The 20,092-nt window shown below is 36.1% G+C and carries 16 protein-coding genes and 1 pseudogene; 7 read left to right on the forward strand and 10 right to left on the reverse strand.

The features are described from left to right. Positions 1-13: 13 nt before the first annotated feature. Both AC4BC7_RS09555 and AC4BC7_RS09560 read right to left on the reverse strand, forming a co-directional pair. Positions 14-1,312 (reverse strand): hypothetical protein, encoded by a 1,299-nt coding sequence (locus AC4BC7_RS09555; RefSeq protein WP_490502728.1) that lies wholly within the window; start codon positions 1,310-1,312, stop codon positions 14-16. A 21-nt stretch (positions 1,313-1,333) separates the two neighbouring features. Then, a complete protein-coding gene (locus AC4BC7_RS09560) occupies positions 1,334-1,798 on the reverse strand; it encodes a hypothetical protein (protein WP_207871522.1) in 465 nt (154 codons plus the stop codon). Between the two features lie 174 nt (positions 1,799-1,972). On the opposite strand from AC4BC7_RS09560, the gene AC4BC7_RS09565 reads away from it, so the two are divergent. The 3 genes from AC4BC7_RS09565 (at position 1,973) to AC4BC7_RS09575 (ending at position 5,029) form a co-directional block, all read left to right on the forward strand. Then, a complete protein-coding gene (locus AC4BC7_RS09565; protein ID WP_490502729.1) occupies positions 1,973-4,141 on the forward strand; it encodes an amidase family protein in 2,169 nt (722 codons plus the stop codon). A 164-nt stretch (positions 4,142-4,305) separates the two neighbouring features. Beyond that, the gene (locus AC4BC7_RS09570; RefSeq protein WP_490502730.1) at positions 4,306-4,509 is read left to right on the forward strand and encodes a hypothetical protein; all 204 of its coding nucleotides are present in this window, start codon (positions 4,306-4,308) and stop codon (positions 4,507-4,509) included. Positions 4,510-4,552: 43 nt separating this feature from the next. Beyond that, complete coding sequence (locus AC4BC7_RS09575; RefSeq protein ID WP_490495154.1) at positions 4,553-5,029, forward strand: YehS family protein; 477 nt, start codon at positions 4,553-4,555, stop codon at positions 5,027-5,029. A 46-nt stretch (positions 5,030-5,075) separates the two neighbouring features. Here AC4BC7_RS09575 and AC4BC7_RS09580 read toward each other — a convergent pair whose 3' ends face one another. Beyond that, positions 5,076-7,019, reverse strand: a complete 1,944-nt coding sequence (locus AC4BC7_RS09580; protein ID WP_490502731.1) for a bifunctional metallophosphatase/5'-nucleotidase — start codon at positions 7,017-7,019, stop codon at positions 5,076-5,078. A gap of 225 nt (positions 7,020-7,244) precedes the next feature. Continuing rightward, entirely contained in the window at positions 7,245-8,159 is a 915-nt protein-coding gene (locus AC4BC7_RS09585; protein WP_207871527.1) for a LysR family transcriptional regulator, read from the reverse strand. Between the two features lie 274 nt (positions 8,160-8,433). Here AC4BC7_RS09585 and AC4BC7_RS09590 point away from each other — a divergent pair, with 274 nt between their 5' ends. Continuing rightward, positions 8,434-9,270: a phosphosulfolactate synthase gene (locus AC4BC7_RS09590; protein ID WP_207871528.1), complete on the forward strand. Its 837-nt coding sequence runs from the start codon at positions 8,434-8,436 to the stop codon at positions 9,268-9,270. A 39-nt stretch (positions 9,271-9,309) separates the two neighbouring features. Next, the gene (locus tag AC4BC7_RS09595; RefSeq protein ID WP_490502732.1) at positions 9,310-10,701 is read left to right on the forward strand and encodes an MmgE/PrpD family protein; all 1,392 of its coding nucleotides are present in this window, start codon (positions 9,310-9,312) and stop codon (positions 10,699-10,701) included. Positions 10,702-11,081: 380 nt separating this feature from the next. Here AC4BC7_RS09595 and AC4BC7_RS09600 read toward each other — a convergent pair whose 3' ends face one another. Together AC4BC7_RS09600 and AC4BC7_RS09605 are read right to left on the reverse strand one after the other, a co-directional pair. Further along, positions 11,082-11,702, reverse strand: a complete 621-nt coding sequence (locus AC4BC7_RS09600; RefSeq protein WP_490502733.1) for a Fic/DOC family protein — start codon at positions 11,700-11,702, stop codon at positions 11,082-11,084. Next, positions 11,695-11,886 carry a hypothetical protein gene (locus AC4BC7_RS09605; protein WP_490502734.1) on the reverse strand — a complete coding sequence of 64 codons (192 nt, stop codon included), beginning with the start codon at positions 11,884-11,886 and terminating at the stop codon, positions 11,695-11,697. The genes AC4BC7_RS09600 and AC4BC7_RS09605 overlap by 8 nt, the downstream gene beginning before the upstream one ends. Before the next feature lie 71 nt (positions 11,887-11,957). Between AC4BC7_RS09605 and AC4BC7_RS09610 the strand changes: the two genes are divergently transcribed. Together AC4BC7_RS09610 and AC4BC7_RS09615 are read left to right on the forward strand one after the other, a co-directional pair. Next, entirely contained in the window at positions 11,958-13,229 is a 1,272-nt protein-coding gene (locus tag AC4BC7_RS09610; protein WP_490502735.1) for a restriction endonuclease subunit S, read from the forward strand. Between the two features lie 84 nt (positions 13,230-13,313). Further along, the gene (locus AC4BC7_RS09615) at positions 13,314-14,243 is read left to right on the forward strand and encodes a site-specific integrase (RefSeq protein WP_490502736.1); all 930 of its coding nucleotides are present in this window, start codon (positions 13,314-13,316) and stop codon (positions 14,241-14,243) included. Positions 14,244-14,288: 45 nt separating this feature from the next. Here the strand turns inward: AC4BC7_RS09615 and AC4BC7_RS09620 are convergent, their stop codons facing one another. The 4 genes and pseudogenes from AC4BC7_RS09620 to AC4BC7_RS09635 all read right to left on the reverse strand — a co-directional run bounded on the left by AC4BC7_RS09620 (position 14,289) and on the right by AC4BC7_RS09635 (position 20,087). Beyond that, positions 14,289-14,819 (reverse strand): restriction endonuclease subunit S, encoded by a 531-nt coding sequence (locus AC4BC7_RS09620; protein WP_490504425.1) that lies wholly within the window; start codon positions 14,817-14,819, stop codon positions 14,289-14,291. A 3-nt stretch (positions 14,820-14,822) separates the two neighbouring features. Further along, positions 14,823-15,475, reverse strand: a pseudogene (locus tag AC4BC7_RS09625) (restriction endonuclease subunit S); the annotation flags it as partial. Then, positions 15,475-17,064 (reverse strand): type I restriction-modification system subunit M, encoded by a 1,590-nt coding sequence (locus AC4BC7_RS09630; protein ID WP_490502737.1) that lies wholly within the window; start codon positions 17,062-17,064, stop codon positions 15,475-15,477. The gene AC4BC7_RS09630 and the pseudogene AC4BC7_RS09625, both read right to left, overlap by 1 nt. Positions 17,065-17,093: 29 nt before the next feature. After that, positions 17,094-20,087: a DEAD/DEAH box helicase family protein gene (locus AC4BC7_RS09635; RefSeq protein ID WP_490502738.1), complete on the reverse strand. Its 2,994-nt coding sequence runs from the start codon at positions 20,085-20,087 to the stop codon at positions 17,094-17,096. Positions 20,088-20,092 lie beyond the last annotated feature (5 nt).

Genomic DNA, 20,092 nt, shown 5'->3' on the forward strand with positions numbered 1-20,092 from the left:
TCGTCTTTGGTAGTTATTGTTTAGCAGAGCCATTGCCATGACCAGGACTATAATTGGCAGCTTCGGCTTCTGTAATCAAGCTAAAATTCCCTGGATTTTTCACTTGACCATATGTTTTCCCGCTCTCTACTTTTAAATACTTATACCCGGCTGGCGCTTGATGCCAGTCGCCCACTAAAGTAGGAGTAGCTGAATCGTTAGCGTTCGTCGTTTGTTCCACTGCTGCTTGTTGTCTAGCAGCTTCCGCTTGAGCTTCTTTTTCACGAGCAGCTTGTTCCTCAGCTTCTTTTTTTGCTCTTTCAGCTGCTTCTTTTTCAGTTTTTTTCTTCGCTTCTGCAATTCGTTCATTACTTTTTTCTAAGAATTCATCATATGTTGTTTGCAAAGTTTGCGAATTTTTTGCCAAATCACCAGGCTGATAATTTTTCATTTTTAGAGAATCATCTAATGTTGTAAGCACGTCCTCTAGTTTTGCTTGCTCATCAGACGTCAAGTCCCCATTTGCTACTAAAGAGCGAGCCGTTTGAATGAATTCGGTAGCTTTCTTTTCATGTGCATCAAAATCTTCAGCACTTTCTGTTTGTTTTGTTTGCAAGCGTGTGACTAAAGATTGAGAAGAGGATTTGCGCTCTGTAATTGCTTGTAGATTCTCGGCTTGTTCTAAATATGTCGCATTTTCTTTTCTATCTGCTGCTAACTCCTCTTTTTCACTAGAAGATACATACTTTTGTTTAGCTAGCGCTTCTGATGATTTATTTAATTCAGCTAGTTCCTTCACTGTTTCTGTAATTAACGCTTGATTGTTTGCCATTTGTTCAGCTAATTCGCTAACTGTACGTGTAAGTTCTCGAATAGTGGTGATAGTGGAATTAGGCGCCAATTGAGCTTCTTCTTTCAGTTCTGTTAATTGTTGGCGATCTTTTTTAGCAATAAATTTCTCTTGGCTTTTAATTTCTAGCTCTGTGATTTTCTTTAATAACTCTTCTTGCTCTGTCTGAATGACTAGCTTTTCATTTTTGGCAACCCGTTTTTTAACAGCAGAAAAATCTTGTTGTTCTTCTGCAATTAACGTTTTTAATGTCTGGCGATTCGCTTTTTCTTCTGCTTGATTGATTTCGGTTACTTTTTGCTTTAATAGTTCTGAGTCTTCTTCAGAAATAAATTCCGAGTTTAAAATCGTTTGAATTTGTCGTTCTTGTTTATCTTGTTGTGTATAAACTTCTTGGTACGCATTGGCATTCTCATTTGCTGCAACAACCCCTGTAGCTGAAAATGCTAAAATAATACCTACTACTGCACGTCTTAATTTCATTTTACACCCTACCTACTCGCACTATTTTTCTTGTTCTATCAAAGTTTGATACCCAATTAATGTCAACGTTGTTTCTTGATTATCACCATCCTTTAAATGGTTATAATAATTTTTTATCAATGACAATGTTTGTTTTGTCTCAGTTAATTGATGGGCATTCACATCTAACACTTTTTGGTTCACTGCGTGTGTTAATTGGTAATCTATAAAAAATAACAATTCTTTATCTTTCAATGTTTCGACATCATGTTTTTTCAAAAAACGTTTTAATTGATAAAAATTTTTAGTCTCCACACGAATATGCCAGGCATAATAAAGTGCGACCCCCATCGCAAACAAATACACGACAAATGGATTTATTCGAATCAAATCTAATGAAACAAAGATACTCGCTAAAATAAGTAAGCTAATCGAGACGAAAAGCACCTTCCACTCGTATTGTTTATATTTTTTATAACGTGCGACTATCTGTTGATACTCATTCATAACAAAACCCCCAATTATAGTTATTTCCTTAATGATAACTTGTTCTTTTTATAGTGACAACCTTTATTTAACCATCATTAAATAAAATAACAAGCAATCAATTGAATTGACAGAAATACAGCTTTCCTTTAGCCTAATAATCGTAACTACTTTTGTTATTTTAAGGAGATGCTTATGAAGAGAATAGGGATTAAATGGCAACAATGGGGAATTTTATTAGCAACAAGTGTGTTACTTATTCCAGTGTCAACAGGGGTTTTAGACACGATCGATTCAACCAGTGGTACAGAACAAACCACTGTCGAAAGTATAGCAACATCCACTAGTCTATCTGAACGCGTCACTTCAGATGAAGAACAACTCACTTCCAGTAGTGAACAGAAAAATACAACCGATTCTACTTTAATAACAACTGAATCTGCAACTAATTTTTCTGTTGAGTCTACCGAAAATTCTTCCGAAGTACCCAGTACCTTTACTTTGGCAGACTATGAAAATAGTTCGGCATTAGAACTTGCAGCAGCTGTCCGGCAACAGCGTGTGACTAGTGTTCAATTAGTCCAATTCGCTTTTCAAAAAATTCGCGAGCAAGATGATACCTACAATGCCATGATTTCTTTGCGTGAAACAGAAGCGCTCAAAGAAGCCGCTGAAATTGAAGATACAGGACAACCTTTTTTAGGTGTTCCTTTAATTGTCAAAGGATTGGGTCACACAATTGCTGGTGGGAGTAACTCAAACGGTTTAACATTTTCAAAAGATGTCGTTTCACGTTCAACCGGAACGTTCACGAAAGCTTTTCAAAATGCTGGTTTTATTGTAATCGGGCAAACCAATTATCCAGAAATGGGACTAAAAAATATTACAAATTCCAAGCTCTATGGTCCGACAGGTAGTGCATGGAATCCTTTATATCAAGCAGGCGGTTCTTCTGGCGGTTCAGCAACTGGGGTCGCTGCTGGTTATACACCGATTGGTACAGGAAGCGATGCCGGTGGTTCCATTCGTATCCCAGCTTCTTGGAATGGCATTATTGGGATGAAGCCTTCTCGAGGTGTTTTAGTTGGCAATTCCGCTAGCGAACGTGGACAAACCAGTCATTTTGCAGAAACAAAAACGATGGATGATACCATCACTTTGTTTGATACGTTTAAAACCCAAGACTTGCCACAACTTTCATTAACACAAGACGTTAAAATCGCCTACTCGACTAAATCACCTGTGGGTACGCCCGTTGAACCAGAAGCCGTTCAAGCAGTAGAAACAGCCGTTGATTTTTTACGTCAACAAGGCTTTCAAGTAGAAGAAGTCGAGCAACCTTATGACGGTGTCCAGTTGATGGAAAATTATTATACAATCGGTGCTAGCTCCATGGGCATCATTGATTTTTTAGCCAAACAACAAGCAAAACGACCAGTTGAAATGGACGATGTTGATTGGACGACTTGGGCATTGTTTCAAACAAGTAAAGATTTAACAACCGCAGACGTTGATCAAGCATGGGAAGAAGTTCGGCAAATTGGTGCAGAACTGGCTTCGTTTCAAGAAAAATATCCTTTATTTTTAACACCGACGACTGCTTCGACTGCCCCTTTGCTAAATGATACAGCCATGCTTCCAGAACACATTGAAGCTATCAAGAATATGGAAACTTTGTCTAAAGAAGAAAAATTGCAACTAGTTTATGATCAATGGTTACCAGGTCTAACGCATACACCGTTTACCCAAGTAGCAAATTTAACAGGTACACCTGCGATTAGTTTACCAACTTATGTTTCAACAGATGGCTTACCCTTAGGCATTCAATTTATGGCTGCTCAAAATAACGACTATTTATTACTGGAAGTCGGAAAATTATTTGAAGAAAATCAACAATTCAATCAAATCGCGCAAACGCCAGAAATACCTGAAGAACCCGATGATTCAAGTGATGAAGAAATTCAATCAAGTAGCACCATAGAATCGAGCACCAAAACCTCAGAATCAAACTCGGGAGAATCGACTTCAGATACACATACACAATCAAGCAGCACCATAGACTCTTCGACAGGTGAAACAACTAGTTCCACAGAATCAACAACTGAAAATGAAACTTCTACTAATAGTACCAACGATTCTTCTTCCAAAGAGGAAACGTCAACTAGTAGCACAAAAAAGCATACAACTGAATCAAAAACAACTTCGTCAACAAAAAAAACAAATAAACCAACTGCTAAAGAAAAAAATCCCCCTTCCAAGAATTTACCTAGAACGGGAGAATCCGAAAATATTTTGCCAATTGCTGGTGTGAGTATTCTCATGATTGCAGGCGGTTTTGTAGCTTGGCGAAAACTTAAAAACTAGTTTGTCTAACAGAAAAAACGCCCATTATAGTTTGAACTATGTACCGACCCCAAAAAGCTAGACCAAAAATCTAACTCCATGAGGGTGGTATAGAAGTCAAAGAATTTTTAATTTCTAACTTTACGTACCTTTTGAAACATCCAGAAGATAATTTAGAGAAGATGATGAATGGATCTAGTTCTCTAGTTGAAGACGAACAACAAAATTATCAAAACGCCCTTACCACTTTAAAAAATGATGAACTGGAATTTAGTCATATTGAAGTAGCGATACCGAAATCCGTTTATTCCACATTTGTGACAACTGAAAATTTCTATTACGTTACATTAGAAGATTTATCGCTTTTTTCGATGTATCAAACAGACTAACGATAAATCTGTTATAATCAAAGGGAAATGGAAGGTGTTAAGTATGAATCATAATGATCGTTTAACGCGCTTACGCTATGCGCTAGACATTAAAGATAACGATATGATAAAAATTTTTGCATTAGGTGGCGTAACTGTTACTAAAGAAGAAGTTCGAGAAATGTTGAAGAAAAAAGATGAAGAAAACTATGAATTAGCATTAACCAATGAGAATTTTGAACGTTTTCTAAATGGTATGATTACTTCTCAGCGTGGCGTGCGTGAAGGTGCTCCTGAACCTGCGCTAGAGTTGCATAATGGCAATGCCAATAACTTGTTGCTAAAGAAATTAAAAATTGCCCTGTCCCTAACTAGTGAAGATATGTTAGAGATTTTAGCGCTCGCAGGAGTGAACGTTTCTAAAGGCGAACTAGGTGCCATTTTACGTAAAGAAGGGCATCGCAATTACAAACCTTGTTTAGATAAATATGCGCGTAATTTCTTAAAAGGATTAATGTTAGAATATCGTAAAGATAAGTAGAAAAATAACCGCACCAGATTCCCATCTGATGCGGTTTATTTTTTGATTATTTACTACGTTTTTCATTAATCGCTTGGTACAATTCACCTGTCGTTTGAATATCTGGCAACTCTTCAACCGCTATATTGGCTTTTTTAGCTAATGCATCAATATCTTGTTGGGTTACTTCGTCGTTGATATTGATTGACGCAATGTTCGTCACTTTACCTTCTTCCACACTAGGTAATTCTAAAATCTCTGCATTGACTAAATCGACAACATCTTTGCGTACTTCTGCATCATTTTCTACACCAATAATTTTCCAATTGTTTAGCAGAACACCTTCATAGACGCCATCTTTCTCTTCTTTAATATAACGAGCAGACAGTTCTCTAATGCGACCTTCTACTTCACCAAATGCGTCCTGAGCAAAAGTGGAATAGCCTTCTTTAAATTCTCTGCCGGCTAACGGTCCATCTTCAGATACTAAAAAGTTCATTCGATATTGATTCATTCCAATTTTTAACGTGTCATCTTCTTTGATTGGTGTATCATCTAAACGTCTTAAATTAACAATTCGTTCCCCAGTTTCCTTTGATAAATCAATGTCATATTTCACATTGTAAAAACGGTCATTTGTATTGTATTTGCTTGTTCGACGTTCTGGATTAAAGCTGACTGTCACATCGCCCGGTCTCGTTTGATTATAATAGTCAGCGCCCCATTCCATATAATCTTTTAAATCTTTACCAGTGATTTCATAGACCGTCACTTCACCATCTGTAAATTGATAGTTTCGTGCAATGTCTTTTTTCTTAATTTCTCCCATATCTAAAGAAGGTGTATCAGTATCAATTTGAAACGCCACCACATCGGCTCCTTGACTATAATGAAGCATCACTTCACCAAAGAAATTGACTAACGGTGTTTCTTGAATTTGTGCAGATGAAATCCCTTGAATCTCATTTTCAGGAACTAAATCCATGCCCACAAGTTCACCTAATACCGTATTCGCATCTTTTCTCGCACGTTCATGCGATGGTTTTAGTAATTCATTAATTTCAGGATCTTCTTCATAACCAGCCACTTCTATAGCAGAACCAGATTTGTCTTGCACTTCATAACCATCCTCATTTTTAGTTAAGGTTAAATCCACACGCGAAACAAAACGGCCATATTTATCAGGTTCAACAATCAATACATCATTAATGAACTCTTCCTCTACCAATGTATGCATGTGACCTGCAAATACCACATCCAATTCTGGAACGGCTTCTGCCATATCTGCTACACCCGTATTATGCACATCGTTTTCATTAGAGATTCCCATGTGAACAACACCTACTAATACATCGACATCTTTTTTCAACTCTTTTACGACTTCAATCGTTTCTTTGACAGGATCAGTTAATTTTTTTCCATCAAAAATATCTGTATCTTTCTTAAACTCCGCAACTAATGGCGTCGTCATCCCAATAAAACCAAGTTTCACACCATCGCGTTCCACAATTTTATACGAATCAAAATACGGCGTTCCATCTTCCAACTGTACGTTTCCAGCTAAAACACCCCCATCAAACTGCTCAGTGATATTGTCCAAAACATCAAATCCATAATCGAACTCATGATTTCCCATCGTCCAAACATCATAATCCAAGGCTTTTAACACTTCTGTGGCTGGATGATGGTCATCATTTTTAAACAATTCCGCTGAATTATCTTGAATCAAATCACCCGCATCAACTAAAATTGTATGCTCATTGTTATCGCGAACTTCTTTGACAATCGTACTAATTTGCGCAAAGCTTCCCGCCTTATTTTCCACATCCATCGCATAATCCCACGCCATATAGCGACCATGAATATCCGATGTCCCTAAAATAGTGATTTGTTTCTCTTCAGAATTAGCGCTCTCCGTTTCTTTGTCTTCACTGGTCGTATTAGTCGCACAGCCAGCAAGTACTCCCATGCTTAATAAAACAACTACTTTCTTGTTTATATATTTCTTCATATTCCCCATCTACCCTTAGCCCTTTCTAAGGATATTCCTCCTCTACACTTTTTGAAAACAGTTTCAAGAAATAGCATAACATACTGCGGTTTTATGGGCAATTGAAGGAACACTATTAGTTTTCTTCAAGTGAAATATGAAAACTTTATCCAAAATAAATAACATCTTATTACTGTCCGCTGAAGAGATAGTGATTCCTCAATATCTCCATTCATGGCACCTTTGTTACTTTTCGTACAACTCATCCCCTAAAACCGTACATAATTCTTTTGATTCTAAGTCTAAAATATAGTCATGCAAGCTTTCAATAAATCCGTTTATTTTTTGGTTACGTGCTTCTCCTTGACCCATTTTATAAATTAAGTATAGCGTGCGATGAATGTCACTTTCTGTGGGAACTGTTTTAATATGATCATTTTTTTGAATGATATCCTGATAAACACATAACGGTACGATTGCCCATGTATCTTCTGATTCTAGATAATCCATCAGCAGTTCAGGAGAATCCAGCGTAATTCTTGCGGGAATACTACTATCCCATTGACGATAGTACCAATCTTTATAATCCGGTCCCCAGCCAATATAGATTTGATCTGACCGTTTCAACTCATCAAGCTGATGATAATTAGAAAAGCGGTTATCATAAATAATCAATAACGGTTCATTGATTAACTCTTTTGTGGTTACTTGATTCGATTGATAGGGTTTAGAAACAATGCCAATATCTATATCGAATGAATTTACCATACTATAAATCGTTCGATTCCAATGTGAACTGACATGAATTTGATAGGACTCTGCTAAATAACTTCTATAAAGCCCTCGAAATAAATAAGTATTCACACTTTGTGGCGCACCAATTTTTAAATGTGGAAGTAAGGGTGCTTGTTTCCACTCATTCACTTCATTTTCTAATTCGATATATCTTGCGGCATAATCCAAAAATTCAATGCCCTTTTCCGTGAGTTCTAGTTTTTTTTTACCAGAACGACGCTTAATTAAACGTGTGTCTAGCTCCTCTTCTAAAGCGGATAACCGGTCTGAAAGCGTCGATTGGCTAATATATAACTTGTCTGCTGCTTTTGTAAAATTGTTTGTTTCAACAATCGTTAGAAACGCATTAATCTGATTTAAATTCATCACTTCACTCCTAATCATCGAAAAAACCGATAGTAATAACGAGAATCTATATTTATATATAGAAGCTACAATGCTACTATAACACCAAGGTTACATCAACACTTTATCACACATTAGTAAAACAGTCGCCATTATTTCTTTATTAGAAGTTAATTTTTTTGATAAGGAAACTGATAAAAACGGAAAATACGTTTATAGATATAACAGAGGAAAGGTGGATAGTAAAAAGTAATTAGCAAACTTCAATTTAAACTTAGAAAAGGATTGTGATTATATGACAAACAATAAAGCATTTTCAAAAATTAGACATAATAGTAGACCAAAAAAACCAAGAAAATATGGTGTCAGTGAAATCCGTGGCCCTTACTACAATGTTATGGGTGAACGCTATTTAAGAGACATTATGGAAACAATGGGCGAACATGTAGATATCATAAAATTTGCTGGTGGTTCATTCTCCTTAATGCCAGAAGATCAATTAATCAATTTCATCAATATTTGCCATGAATATGATGTAAAAGTGGATACTGGTGGTTGGATGGAATATGTCTTGACGCAAGGTATCGAAGCAGTTGACCATTATATTAGCGAATGTAAAAGATTAGGCTTTGATATTATCGAAATTTCAACTGGATTCCTAACAATACCAAGTGACGATATTGTGCGCTTAACCAAACGTGTGCAAGATGCTGGTTTATTGGCTAAACCAGAGATTGGCATTCAATTCGGTTCTGGAGGAACAAATACAGTTGCACAAAACGAAGCTGCCGGTTTAACAGACATCGATAAAGCAATCGAGACTGGTAAAAAATGTTTAGAAGCAGGCGCTTATATGTTAATGATCGAATCAGAAGGCATTACTGAAAGTGTGGATACTTGGCGAACAGATATGGTCTCTAAATTTGTGAAAGAATTGGGGACAGAAAAAGTGATGTTTGAAGCTGCTGACCCGAATGTTTTTGCTTGGTACATTAAAAATTATGGTCCTGAAATCAACCTTTTTGTCGACCATAGCCAAATTGTCCAACTTGAAGGTTTGCGTAGAGGTATTTGGGGCAATACTGAATTATTTGGTCGCGTCCTTACATTGGATGACGGCAAAAACGATTAATCTTATTTTTGAAACAGTTAGAATATGGAGGTTGAATAAATGACGAACACGAACATGACTATGGTTGAAGAACTTGCTGAATGGACTGCTAAACTACAATGGACAGATTTATCACAAGAAGCAGTTGACTCATTAAAAGGACGTTTACTTGATAGCATCGGTGTTGCTATTGGCGCACTGGATGGTAAACCGATAAAAGCTATCCGTCAAATGACAGATGATTTAGGAGGAAATCCCTTAGTTACCTTAATCGGTGGTGGAAAAACAACACCAGATTACGCTACCTTCTACAATGGTGCAGCGATTCGTTATCTTGATTATAACGACTCTTATCTAGCAAAAGAAGAAACGTGCCATCCTTCAGATAATATCGCACCTGTCCTTGCTGCGGCTGAATACAATAAAATTAGCGGCAAAGAATTTTTATTGTCACTAGGTATCGCTTACCAAGTCCAAGCTAGACTATCTGAGCTAGCACCTGTTAGAAAACATGGCTTTGATCATACTGTTCAAGGAGCTTACGGTGCCGCAGCTGGCGCTTCACGAGCACTCGGTTTAGCTGCTACGGGTATCGCAAATGCCATCGCAATCGCTGGTACAACGCAAAATGCTTTAAGAGTCACCAGAACTGGAATTTTATCGAATTGGAAAGGTTTAGCGTATCCAAATACCGCCATGGGTGCTGTTCACGCAACACTCCTCGCTAGTTATGGAATCACTGGCGCTCGTGAAGTGTTTGAAGGAAATAAAGGCTTCATGGACAGTATTGCCGGTCCCTTTGAAATCGATTGGTCCAAAGAAAATCTTGAACGAGTAACCGATACAATCATAAAAAAATATAACGCAGAAATTCATTCCCAATCCTCTATCGAAGGTATCTTGGAAATTCGAAATAACCAACAAATAGCTGCACAAGACATCAAACAAATCCGACTAGCAACTTTCGATGTTGCATATAACATTATCGGCGGCGGAGAAGAAGGCGAAAAGAAAACCATCAAAACAAAAGAAGAAGCCGATCACTCTCTTCCTTATATGCTTGCTGTCGCCTTTTTAGATGGTCAAGTGATGCCAGAACAGTACGAGACTAACCGCATTAACAGTGACGACGTGCAACAACTATTACAAAAAGTAGATGTTCAAGTATCAGACGAATATAGCAATCGTTTCCCACAAGAAATGGCCTGCCGAATTGAAATTGAAACGAATGACGGGACTATTTTCTCTGTAGAAAAACAAGATTACGAAGGCTTTACCACCAATCCTGCCTCTTGGGACGTCTTACTTAAAAAATATTATTACTTAACCAAAAACATTGATAAACAACTAGCGGATAAAATCGCCACAACTATCCAACATATTGATGAAATTGAGATTATAGAATTAACTTCGTTGCTGGGTCAGGTTAGGGTTTTGAATGGTGGGGTTTAGGAGAATACGAGAAAATAGACTATTTCATAAAAAATTCAGTTTCGTCAACAATCAATTTTTGTTTCTTGATGAAGGTTGTTGATGTACAAAAAAAGCCATCAGGGGAGTTGTATGTTACTCTGATGACTTGAACGGGCTCTTTAACAATTAGTTTCTACCAACACTAATTGTTAAAGAGCCCGTTTATTTAGACTGAAAACCGTTTAGCCCACAGACCTTTCCATTCAAGATTTTAAGAGTCTACAGTTCACTATAACTCTCTAAATCTCTACAAATAAGCTTTTAAAAAAATTATTTACTCTAAAATCTATATCAGACAGGTAAAATATCTCAACGGACAGGCTATGCAAAGAGGAGCTTTTATATTTCAACTGATATAATCACTCTTCAATTTTCTCTAACAATGAACTGATTAACTTATCTAACACCTTTACATCTGAATAAACCGTTCCATCCATATATTGCTTGTAAACTTCATCTTCTCCATCAACATTTATCAATAGCTCGTATCCTTTTGCTAAGGCCAAAACTCTTACAACTTCACGCTGCGTTCTGCCATTTCCCTCTCTATAGGGGTGCATGTAATTTAAATTATCTAAAATCACTGCCAATTTAGCTGATATCTGACTCACATCATGAGCATTATCGTAATAATCATTAAATAATGAATTCATATACTGCTCACCTGTAGCAAAAGATTGCATTGCCATAAATGCGTTTCCTTGCTTAGAAATATTCACCTTTCTATAATTTCCAGCCCATTCATATAACTCTGAAAAAAGCATAAAATGAATTTTACACACATCTCTCATTGAATGTACTAAAATTGGAGAAACGTAAAGATCTAAAGGCTTGATTCTAACCAGCTGATATTCTTGTTTCACTAGTTCTTCAAATTCTCTAATGTTAAATTTATTTCGTAATACAGATGAATCTGAGTAAGTATACTCATTGTCAGGATCATCATAGTAGTACCCTTCGTATAAGTCACATTTACTCATACAATTTCTCTTTATTCTTTTGGATGATATATTGCTTCATTTCTTCTACATCTTGTTTTTCAGGCTCCCAACCTTCAATCATATTCGTACTTAGTGCATACCAAACACCCTTGAACTCTTGTTGAGAGTCAAATTGAACACCCATAATCGTTAGTTTAGATTTATCTATGTCTAGAGTTGTCATAAGTAGCACTTCCTTTATTAATTAGTTACCCTTATTGTATCTTATTTTTACTGAAATTTCAGTAATGAGGAATGGAGTTTCATGCATGGGAACAGCGTAAGCTACTTGATGTAAAAGACACAGAAGATAGATATTCTTATACTGGAGGGCCTTTTGGTTCTGATTTAAAATCTTCAGATTATACTGAAACAGGTGTAAGAATAATTCAATTACAAAATATAGGTGATGGTAAATTTTTAAATGATTATAAAATTTATACCTCTGAAGAAAAGGCGGAAAGTTTAAATTCAAATCTAATATATCCAGGAGAAATTATAATTGCTAAAATGGCTGATCCTCTAGCAAGAGCAACGATACTTCCAAATATTGAATTAAAATATCTAATGGCTTCTGATGGTATTAGACTAAAAATTAATACTAATTGTTTTGATAATTATTATATATTAACTCTAATTAATTCAGATGTTTTTAGAAAAGAAGCATTAAATAATTCTACAGGTACTACAAGAAAACGAATTGGGTTAGTAACTTTAGGAAACTTACCGATGATGATACCTAGTTTTGAAGAACAGCAGAAAATAGGTTCATTCTTCAAACAACTCGACGACACTATCGCTCTTCATCAGTGTAAAATCGAAGCTCTAAAGCAGATCAAGAAAGGCTTTTTACAACAGCTTTTTCTAAAGAATCAAAAACACGGGGAAAATATTCCAAAACTGCGATTTACTGATTTCAAAGAAGAATGGGAACTGCGTAAGTTAAATAATTCTATTAAAGTATTGGATGGAGATAGGGGTTCAAACTACCCCCATGACTCAGACTTTTTCGAAAGTGGAGATACTCTATTTCTTGATACAGGTAATGTGACAAAAAACGGCTTCAATTTTGATAGTCTTAAATATATAACCAAAGAAAAAGATGAAAATTTGCGCGCAGGAAAACTTGAAAAAAATGACTTTGTATTAACTTCTCGTGGAACACTTGGTAATGTTGGATTCTACGATGAAATAGTCTATAAACTTCATCCAAAGATTAGAATAAATTCGGCAATGTTAATTTTAAGAAAAATAGATGAACAATTATCTTATAATTATTTACACACTTTGCTTAAAGGAAGATTGATTTCAGATTTCATGAAAAAAAATCAAGTAGGTAGTGCTCAGCCTCATATTACTAAAACTGAATTTTTAAAATTAGACCTGAATGTTCCGTGCAATATAGAGGAACAAAACAAAATTGGTGACTTTTTTAAAATTCTAGACAATACAATCACCCTTCATCAGAACAAACTTGACCAATTAAAAAAACTTAAAACTGCTTTTTTACAAAATATGTTTATTTAACTAAATATTTACACAAAAATATTCCCCTTAGATAATAAGTAAGATGGTTCATTCATCGACTTATTATCTAGGAGGTTTTTTATTATGGTAGCTAAAAAGGGAAAAGAACAACTGTTTCATGAGTACTTTAAGGAGTGGGTAAGTCTTTATAAAGAGGGAGCAGTTCGCTCAATTACTTTGCAAAAATATCATATTGCAGAGCAAAGACTACAAGAACTTGTACCCACCCTAAAATTAAAGGAACTTACTCGTGCGAATTATCAGCAATTACTAAATGAGTATGCACGCACTCATGAGAAACAAACCACTATGGATTTCCATCATCATTTGAAAGGTGCTATTTTGGATGCCGTTGATGATGGAATACTTATTCAAAATCCTACAAGAAAAATCGTTATCAAAGGCAAAACACCGCGTCCTAAAAAAGCAAAATTTCTCAATCAGTTTGAAATACAAGCGCTATTGAAAGAACTGGAATTAACGGAAGAAATTAATTGGGATTGGTTTATTCTATTGGTGACAAAAACAGGACTGCGCTTTTCAGAAGCACTAGCATTAACACCAAATGATTTTGATTTTTCTCAACAAAAGATAACTATTAATAAGACTTGGAATTATAAAAAATCAAATGGTGGCTTTCAACCAACTAAAAATGAATCTTCAAAAAGAAAAGTGCAAATCGATTGGCAGTTAGCTATGCAATTTTCACAATTAATTAAACTGAAAGAAGCAGGCAAACCAATTTTTATAAAAAATAGAGTGTTTAACTCAACTATTAACAATCGCTTAAAAGTATTATGCAATCGTGCAAATGTCCCTATCATCACTATTCATAGTTTACGACATACACATGCTTCTTTATTGTTATTTGCTGGCGTTTCAATTGCCAGTGTAGCAAACAGGTTGGGCCACTCTAGCATGACGACAACTCAAGAAACCTATCTACACATTATTCAAGAATTAGAAAATCAAGATAATGATAAAATTATCCGCCATTTATCACTGTTGATGTAATAAAAAATTTCCACCTAGTTTTAGAATAAACTAGGTGGAAATTTTTTATATAAACATATTTTGTAAAAAAGCGGTTTTAAGCTTTTTTAGTTGGTCAAGTTTGTTTTGATGAAGGGTGATGGTTTGATCAAGATGGGCAAAAAGGCTTCCAATTCTTTTTTGCTCCATCTTGACTGGCATTAAATATGCGTATGCATTCAATTCGTTTCGATTAATTTTTGGCATACCTGTCCTCATTGATACAGAAACCGAATACTTATAGAAATCTTTTGTTTGTATTAATGTATACAAAAATAATTGATCAAGATCATCTTTGGCGTTTAATACATAAGCATCTGCACTTGAAAGTCCTTCAAACAAAGGGTTAGCATACTTTCCAAGTTGAGGGTTTATTTTTCCATATATGATATCACCAGGATTAAAATGAAATTTTCCGCTTATCAAATTGTCTTCTTTAACAGTTTTTACATTGTCTAGAATTCGCCCACTAAAACTTTCAATATTTCCGGGACCGATATGAGGCAAATCATCATAATCACCAGTTTTTGGATCAATCATATCTACGGATATATTCACTGTCTCATTCCACTTACGCAGTTCCCATTCGCCCTCAAAATCAGCAAATCGTACTTGGGGGACATTTTCGCCAGATGCTGGGAAAAGCTGTTGTAAAAAGCCTTTCTTGATCTGCTTTAGAGCTTCGATTTTACACTGATGAAGAGCGATAGTGTCGTCGAGTTGTTTGAAGAATGAACCTATTTTTTTTGTTCCTCAATAGATTTAGATATTGAAAAATAAGTTGATGAAACTTTTTTCCAATCAGATCTCGGCATCTTTGTTCCTGCGGTATCATTAGCCACTCTTTGATATCTATAAGATTGAATTAGGCTATAAATGAATTTAGGTTCTACATTTATTGACCTAAACACCCAAAAATCACCTAATGCAATCCCATTAAAGTCAGTAAATAGCCAATTCTTTAAATATGGACGCAATTTCCCATATAATATGTCTTGTGGTTCAAATAAAATGCCTTTTCTCTCATCAATTTTATTTGAGATATCTTTATTTAATCTTCCCTCTCCAGCAATAATATCTTCGAACTCTACTTTGGGTAATTGATTAGAATTAGATGTTTTACTTAATCTAATCACTATATCTGACAACTTACGCTGTTCCCAATCTTGATTGAAACCTTCAAACCTCAGTTGTGGAGTTTTCTTTCCCGACACTATTCAAACACTCCTTTTGCAGCTTCTATCAAATCTTTGGTCTCAGAAGTAATAGCTAATTCGTTTAACATAGTAAGAAACTCTGACTCTACTTGTTTGATTTCTGCATTGATTTTGGTAATTTCTTGACTCACTGCCACAATATCGATTGGTTCTTCTTCTTCAAAAGTGTCAACATAACGAGGAATATTTAAGTTATAATCATTCTCTTTGATTTCATCTAAAGTTGCTAAATGGGCGTACTTTTCAATTTCTTTACGTTGAACAACTGTGTTGACGATTTTTTCAACATCTTCTACTCTTAATCGTTTTTGATTTTTCAGTTTTTCAAAGTCTTTGCTTGCATCAATAAACAGAATATCCGACGCTACGCGATTTTTTCTTAAAATCAAAACACAGACAGAAATAGGTGTATTTAAGAATAGTTTATCAGGAAAACCTATCACTGCTTCAATTTGATGACGATCAATCAAAGCTTTACGAATTCGCCCTTCTGCTGCACCTCTAAATAACACACCATGAGGAAGAATAATCGCCATACGACCGTTATCTTCTAAGTGATATAAACAATGTAATAAAAAAGCATAATCAGCTTTGGTTTTCGGGGCTACACCATATTCACGCCAACGGGGATCATCTTCACGATCTTTGCTGGTCCAATGTGCGGAATATGGTGGATTCGCCATGACCGCATCAAACATCCGTGGATTATCTCTACCGTCAACGACACCATCAGGCCAATCACTTTCGAGTGTGTCTGCATGGTTGATACTAATATCATTATATTCCACACCATGCATCATCAGGTTCATTCTTGCTAAACGATAAGGAGTTGCATCTTTTTCTTGTCCATAGTATTTAATCATTCCACGATTGTGGGAATGATTCATAAAACTCGCCGTAGTCAATAGCAATGACCCTGAACCGACAGTTGGATCATAGATAGAAAAACTTTCTTCCTCTTCTCTACCATGAGTCAAAATTCTTGCCATGATAATTGAGAGTTCTTTTGGTGTATAATATTGCCCCATATCTGAAGCCAATACTGTAGCAAATTGTGCAACCAAATATTCATAAATATCTGATATTGAATCATCGCCACCTGATAAATCAAACTCTGGCGCTGATAGTAATTCAATCATAGAAATCATTACACTCGCGCGGGCTTGCGCATTTGCTCCTAAATCGGCACTATCAAAGCGCATACCATCGAAGATTCCTTCAAAATCTCCCTTTGCTGCTAATGCAATTTGTTGATTAAAATGTCCAAAAGTATCTGTCATCAATCCGATGTTAAACTGATTTTCATCAATCGCTTCTTTCCAATCAGAAAAGAAGTTACCTGGTTGAATGGCATACCCTAGATTTTTTTTCATATATTCTAAACTCTTCGCTGGATCTTGGGTATAAATCTCTTCCCACGTTTTTCCACGCAAGACACCACCTAACCATTTGGTTGCCTTTTCAGATAGGTATTTATAAAATAAAATCCCAAAAATATAATCTTTATATGCGGTTAAGCCAATTTGACCTCGTGTTTGATTGAGCATCGCCCACATCTTTGTCTGCTGTTCTTTCGATAATACCATCTTTGCTTCTCTCACTTTCTACAAATACATCAATTTTTAAACTCCTCAAAAAATGAAATCAACGCATCTTCAAATTCTGAAGCCTCAAAGAAACCAATATCCTCTTGGTCTTCGATTCGGTTGACTATCTCATGGAGTTTTGGATTCTCTATCAACGAATGTCCCGGCATATAGGTATCGTATGCCTCTAAAATCATGTTACTATTAACATTTTGATTGGCAGCCCATCGGCGAATTTTTAGTTCACGGCGTTCTGTTCGATATTTCTTTCGGGTATTCTGCAACGATTCTGTTGTAAAATGTTTTGTAATTTCTCCCGATTCAATATCTTGAACGATGTCATTGATTTCTTGGCGATTTTCATCATCCAATGGCGTAATATGTTTTTCAATTGCTTCTTTATTGGTTGTGCTTTTGTTATCCATAAAGGTGTTCAGTAACTCAACCAACATGTCATAGTCAATGATTTGATGATTATAAAACTCTAGCCCAACTTTAATCTCTGTTAAGTCTGGACGATCCTTTTCTGGTAGCCGTTCACGTGCATCATTTAGCCTTGCTTGCAACGCACCAAATTCCTCATTATTAGAGATAGCCAAACGAACCATCTCACCCGTTGGTTCCCTTTTATCGTCCAATAACTCTATTTCGCTTCCCAATTCATATCCTTGCTGAACCAATCGTTGAATTTTGTTTTGTGTAGCAAGACCAAGATTGACGAACTCTTTCAAATCATTCTCTCCACGAGGTATTTGTCCAAAATACGCATCAGACAGCTCTTTTAAGCGAATAATAGCATCCTCTAAGTCAAGAATCTGGTGGCTTTGCGGTTTCGCTAAGATGTCATCATTTTCCAAATCTTTGGTTTCTTGCTCTGCCGTATCTTTCTCTGCTTCTTCTAAAGTATCATTTCCACCTTTGGTATAAATACGTAACGCATTTTCAACGTATTCTTGCATTTCATCCCCTTGACGATAGAAACGGACTTTGCCATAGGGCTTACTGTTACGATTGTATGTCCGATTGGTTCTGGACATCGCCTGAATCAGCATACCTTCTTTTAACGTTTTGTCCATGTAAATCATATTGACGTATTTAGAATCAAAGCCAGTTAACAATTGATCTGAGACGATAACTAAATCCAAACGTTCTTCAGCTAATTCTTTGTTATAAGGCTTTTTTCGTGCCAAACGTTTCGTAATATCTACCATATATGCACGAGCAGGGTCTTTGACATCCAAAATACTTGGAACATTGAATTTCTCTGTATATTCTCGAATTGCCTTCTTCAATGATTCATTGAGCTCCTTTGTTCCTTGTTCATTGGATTCATCACGAGAGAACGTCATGGCTACGTTGAGATACGGCGCCTTCTCTTTAAAAATATTGTAATAATGTGCTACGGCTTGTTTGCCAGATACAGCTAACATCGCTTGGAACACATTCTCTTCCCTTATTCCTGATACCAATGCGCCGCTTGACGTCTTTTTCCAGTTCTTCAGAATGTCTTCCACAACTTCCTGTCTATATACAGCGCTTTGATAAATCTCTTTTTCATAGTCTTTCTCAGAAAAATCATCCGCAGGGTTTTCAATCACCCAGTGTGGACGAAAATAAGTAATATCAAACCCGAGCACATTTCCATCACCAATTGCATCTTTGATTGAATAGGTATGTAGTCGTTTACCAAAAATATCATGGGTTGAAATTTCGCGTGATGTTTTGATATCGTTTAGTTCATCGGAATAAAAATTCGGCGTTCCAGTAAATCCGAACCAAGTCGTCTTCTTGAATGCTTGTTTGATTAGTTGTACTGACTCACCACTAGCACTACGATGGGCTTCATCCATAATAATGACATTCCAATCCTCATTCTTTAAGCCGTTCTTAACTGCTTTGGTTAGTCCTTGCACAGAAATCAACAAAATTTGTGAAGCGCCTTTGTGTTTCAATGCCTGTTTTAGTTCCCAACCATTAACCTTTTTAATCCGTTGCTTGAAATGAATATAAGCAAAATCTTTGAAATTTTCTAATGTCTGATCAATTAAATCAACACGGTCAACAATGAATAGAACATTCCGAATCCTTGGCGCGGATGCCAAAAGTTGTGCCACTTTAAAAGAAGTAACAGTCTTACCAGATCCCGTTGTATGCCAGATATAACCGCCTTCTTTTTGAATCAAACCACTAGTTTCCATTTCTTTCATGCGTTGCAAAATTTGCCGTGTGGCTTGAATTTGATAACTACGCATCACCATCAAATTATCATTCGATGCATCAGGAATCATATTCACAGTAATCAATCGATGCAATGCTGGTATACCCATAACTTGGTGAACAAAAACAAAAGCATCCGTCACATCGTTATTTTTTTCATCACGCCATCCAAATACATACGTCTTATTGTAATGTTCAAATGCATTCGGTCTTGCAAAATAATGAGCGGAATGTTGACTCAAAATAAACTGCACTTGGACAAATGCGAATAATCCTTGGTATAAGCCGTCACCATGGTATCCTTTCAACTGCTCAAATGCGCTCCACTGATTTTGCAAATGCTCATCTTTTTCTTCGATATGCGCCACAGGTATACCATTGATTAGCAAAGCAAGATCAATGATTCGTTTAGTAGTCAATCCTTTCGGCAGTTCGGTAAAATTAATTTGACTAACCACTTCATAACGAGAACGTCCGCCTGCAACGTCATCTTCATAAAAAATTTCAATTTCAATATTTGATCCGTTGTCCCGTGTAAGTGGAATAGATCCCACTCCACCAGCACCAACTAACAGCAGTTGTGCATCATATGGTGTTCGTATGCGTTGTAACTCTTGCAAGATCAAACCGAATTCAATATCCGACAATGGTACATCAGCTAATTTATGTGCATTTGTTTCATTTAATACTTCTCGCCAATGTTGTTCTATTTTCTTGATGTTGACATTAGACAAATCTTTACGATAAGTCCATCCCTCAGCTTCAAGTTTTTTGATCAATGCTGCTTCAAATTTTGCTTCGGCCAACTATA

This window comes from Enterococcus sp. AMC1623, from assembly GCF_058216495.1.

Bases quoted from the DNA above. Each gene is read 5' to 3' on its own strand.
- AC4BC7_RS09600 (WP_490502733.1), bottom strand. From the start codon at position 11,702: ATGAGTAAATGTGACTTATACGAAGGGTACTACTATGATGATCCTGAC.
- AC4BC7_RS09575 (WP_490495154.1), top strand. From the start codon at position 4,553: ATGAATCATAATGATCGTTTAACGCGCTTACGCTATGCGCTAGACATT.
- AC4BC7_RS09630 (WP_490502737.1), bottom strand. From the start codon at position 17,064: ATGGTATTATCGAAAGAACAGCAGACAAAGATGTGGGCGATGCTCAAT.
- AC4BC7_RS09610 (WP_490502735.1), top strand. From the start codon at position 11,958: ATGGAGTTTCATGCATGGGAACAGCGTAAGCTACTTGATGTAAAAGAC.
- AC4BC7_RS09585 (WP_207871527.1), bottom strand. From the start codon at position 8,159: ATGAATTTAAATCAGATTAATGCGTTTCTAACGATTGTTGAAACAAAC.
- AC4BC7_RS09565 (WP_490502729.1), top strand. From the start codon at position 1,973: ATGAAGAGAATAGGGATTAAATGGCAACAATGGGGAATTTTATTAGCA.
- AC4BC7_RS09595 (WP_490502732.1), top strand. From the start codon at position 9,310: ATGACGAACACGAACATGACTATGGTTGAAGAACTTGCTGAATGGACT.
- AC4BC7_RS09615 (WP_490502736.1), top strand. From the start codon at position 13,314: ATGGTAGCTAAAAAGGGAAAAGAACAACTGTTTCATGAGTACTTTAAG.
- AC4BC7_RS09555 (WP_490502728.1), bottom strand. From the start codon at position 1,312: ATGAAATTAAGACGTGCAGTAGTAGGTATTATTTTAGCATTTTCAGCT.
- AC4BC7_RS09560 (WP_207871522.1), bottom strand. From the start codon at position 1,798: ATGAATGAGTATCAACAGATAGTCGCACGTTATAAAAAATATAAACAA.
- AC4BC7_RS09580 (WP_490502731.1), bottom strand. From the start codon at position 7,019: ATGAAGAAATATATAAACAAGAAAGTAGTTGTTTTATTAAGCATGGGA.
- AC4BC7_RS09605 (WP_490502734.1), bottom strand. From the start codon at position 11,886: ATGACAACTCTAGACATAGATAAATCTAAACTAACGATTATGGGTGTT.
- AC4BC7_RS09570 (WP_490502730.1), top strand. From the start codon at position 4,306: ATGAATGGATCTAGTTCTCTAGTTGAAGACGAACAACAAAATTATCAA.
- AC4BC7_RS09590 (WP_207871528.1), top strand. From the start codon at position 8,434: ATGACAAACAATAAAGCATTTTCAAAAATTAGACATAATAGTAGACCA.